The organism is Allobosea sp. 05T422_2 (assembly GCF_056396265.1).
In genome coordinates, this window is record NZ_JBFTLD010000439.1 from 1 (window position 1) to 2,807 (window position 2,807).

4 protein-coding genes are annotated in these 2,807 nt (G+C 62.6%); 2 read left to right on the forward strand and 2 right to left on the reverse strand.

The window, feature by feature from the left end; genetic code table 11:
• Together AC1DJT_RS35730 and AC1DJT_RS35735 are read left to right on the forward strand one after the other, a co-directional pair.
• Positions 1-427 (forward strand): polysaccharide biosynthesis/export family protein (locus tag AC1DJT_RS35730; RefSeq protein WP_476835959.1); only part of this gene is annotated, 427 nt, incomplete at its 5' end.
• A 20-nt stretch (positions 428-447) separates the two neighbouring features.
• Complete coding sequence (locus AC1DJT_RS35735) at positions 448-1,617, forward strand: glycosyltransferase family 4 protein (protein WP_476770324.1); 1,170 nt, start codon at positions 448-450, stop codon at positions 1,615-1,617.
• A 118-nt stretch (positions 1,618-1,735) separates the two neighbouring features.
• On the opposite strand, the gene mdtI is transcribed toward AC1DJT_RS35735, so the two are convergent.
• Positions 1,736-2,068 (reverse strand): multidrug/spermidine efflux SMR transporter subunit MdtI, encoded by a 333-nt coding sequence (mdtI, locus tag AC1DJT_RS35740; protein WP_476776386.1) that lies wholly within the window; start codon positions 2,066-2,068, stop codon positions 1,736-1,738.
• Between the two features lie 2 nt (positions 2,069-2,070).
• The gene (locus AC1DJT_RS35745; protein ID WP_069881065.1) at positions 2,071-2,427 is read right to left on the reverse strand and encodes a DMT family transporter; all 357 of its coding nucleotides are present in this window, start codon (positions 2,425-2,427) and stop codon (positions 2,071-2,073) included.
• Positions 2,428-2,807: the final 380 nt, after the last annotated feature.

Sequence of the window (2,807 nt, forward strand, 5' to 3'; positions counted from 1 at the left end):
GCGCGTCATCGTCTTCGGTCAGGACAATCTGTCGAACATCTACGCCGTCGACGGTTCCGGGCGCATCTCGATGCCGCTGATCGGCCCCGTCGAGGCCCAGGGACGCACGACCCGGCAACTCGAGCAGGCGATCGAAGGCAAGCTACGCGGCGGTTTTTTGCGCGAACCCAAGGTTTCGGTCGAGGTCGATACCTACCGCCCGTTCTTCGTCCTGGGCGAAGTCACCAACTCCGGCCAGTTCCCCTTCGTGAATGGCATGACGGTGCAGACCGCGGTCGCCATTGCAGGCGGCTTCACCCCGCGCGGCCAGCGCAACTATGCCGAGGTCACGCGCCAGATCGACGGCCAGCTCGTCACCGGGACGGTGCCGATCACCTACCAGGTGCAGCCGGGCGACACGATCGTCATCAAGGAACGCTGGTTCTGAGCGCAAACGAGGTGACGGCCATGGCGGACGCCCCCGGCATGAAGCCGCTGCGCATCCTGCACGTCTTTCGGGCGCCGCTCGGCGGATTGTTTCGCCATGTCCTCGATCTGGCTCGCGGGCAAGTGGAGCGCGGGCATCAGGTCGGCATCTTCTGCGATTCGAATACCGGCGGTGTGCGTGCCGACCAGGTTTTCGCCGAGTTTGGCCCGGACCTCGCGCTTGGCGTCACGCGCGTGCCGATGTCGCGCTACCCGAGCCTCATGGACTGCAGGGCGCAACTGGCGGCCAACGCGACGCGGGCGCGCCTTTCCCCTGATGTCGTGCACGCCCATGGCTCGAAGGGCGGCGTCTATGCGCGCCTGCCTGCGCTGGTTTCACCGCAGCGGCGCTATATCACGGCCTATACGCCGCATGGCGGCAGCTTCAACTACAAGCCCGGCGGCGCCGAGCATCGCATCTATATGTCGGTCGAACGGCTGCTGGAGCGTGCGACGGACATGTTCTGCTTCGAGAGCGCCTTCATCGCAGGGCGGTTCGAAGCCTATATCGGCCACAAGCCGCGCAGCGATTACCGGATCGTCCTGAATGGTATTTCGGAAGCCGAGTTCGAGCCGATCGACCATGCCAAGGCAAGGTTCGACCTCGTCTATCTCGGGGAGCTGCGCTCCGCGAAGGGGGTCGATACGCTGATCGATGCGCTCGCCTTGCTGAAGCGCCGCGACAGCCTCGAGCCGCGCATCCTGATCGTGGGGGCGGGCCCCGACGAGGCCGTGCTGCGGCAGATGACGTTCGACCGCGGCATCGGCAGTCAATGCGTGTTCGAGCCGCCCGGCCCGATTCGCGCCGCGCTGGCCCAGGCCCATGTCATGGTGATCCCGTCGCGGGCGGAATCGCTGCCCTATGTCATCCTTGAAGCGGCGGCAGCAGCCCAGCCGCTGATTTCGACGAATGTCGGCGGCATCAAGGAAATCTATGGCCCGGATCACGCGCATCGCCTGATACCGGCCGATGACCCGGCAATCTTGGCTGGGAGCATTCGTGCGACCCTGGCCATGCCCGAACCCGAACGACGCGCACAGGCGATCGATCTGGCACAACATGTCCGCCAGAACTTCTGCCTCAACGCGATGATCGACGGCGTACTGGCAGCATACCGCGTCGCGCTGGTGCGACGCGGTATCGACGCGTGATGAAACACTGTCGCGTTAGATCGCCGGACAGGAAATCGTATCCAGTCCGGTGACCTAACCCTTTGTGTTTGCATCGGCTTTGTCCCGAAAACCGCATTCCACTTTTCGGGCCGATGTTTTAGAGGAACTTCAGGCCGACGACGCCTGCGATGACCAGCGCGATGCCGACCCAGCCGGACAGATAGATCCGCTGCCCGAAGGCAAGGGCTCCAACGATGGCCGTGATCACCAGCCCCGCTCCGCCCCAGACCGCGTAGGCGACCGAAAGGTCCATGCCGCGTATGGCCTGTGCCAGGGCCGCGAAGGCGCCGACGACGAGGACCATCCCGACGGCACCGAGCAATCGCCGCGTCATGCCGTCGGAGAGCTTGAGCAGATAGGTACCGAGGACTTCGAGTATGACCGCAAGCCCAAGCCAGGCAAAGGCAAGCGACTGCGGCTGAAGAAGCATGGTCACGCCAGCCTCCCCTGCTTACCCTCCTCGACACCGTGCCCGACACCGCGCTCGAGCAGCACGATACCGGCGATGATGGCCGCAAGCGCCAGCAGGCGCTCAGGCGTCAGATGCTCGCCGAAGAGAAGATGGCCCGCGGCGGCGATGCCGACGATGCCGAGCCCCTCCCAGACGGCATAGGCAACCGCCATGGGGATGACACGCAGCGCCACGCTGAGCAGCGCGAAGGACAATCCGATCAGAACGAGCGGTAGAGCCGTGATGAGCCACGGCTCAGCGACGACCGACTTCAACGCGGCCGTCGCGACAATCTCGACAGCAATCGCTGCGAGCAGAACCAACCAATGAAAAGACATGATGCACACGGGCGAAGCCGGCGCTTACCGTCGGGAAGCGACGTTAGGCAGCTAAGCAAAGTTAGAGTTTTTACGAACGAGTTTCGAAGACCAAGCCCTGGCAGATTGAACTGCTGGGGCTGCACAGCGACTTGCCCAATTGCCTGAATTGGCAACCGCGGGCATCGCTCAGAAATGTTCTTCTCAGACACTCATCGCGAATGGATATGCCCGTTTTAATGCTTTTTGTCAACCAACATCAACTTTATGAGCCAGAAACGACTGCTTTTCGATGCAAAATCGGAAAAAATGGGAGTGAGCTAATTCCTTGGCCGGACGAGAGAAAATCAACTTTCTTTGCATCGGGTTTGAGACGCCGCTTGCAGGGGGATAAAATGGAC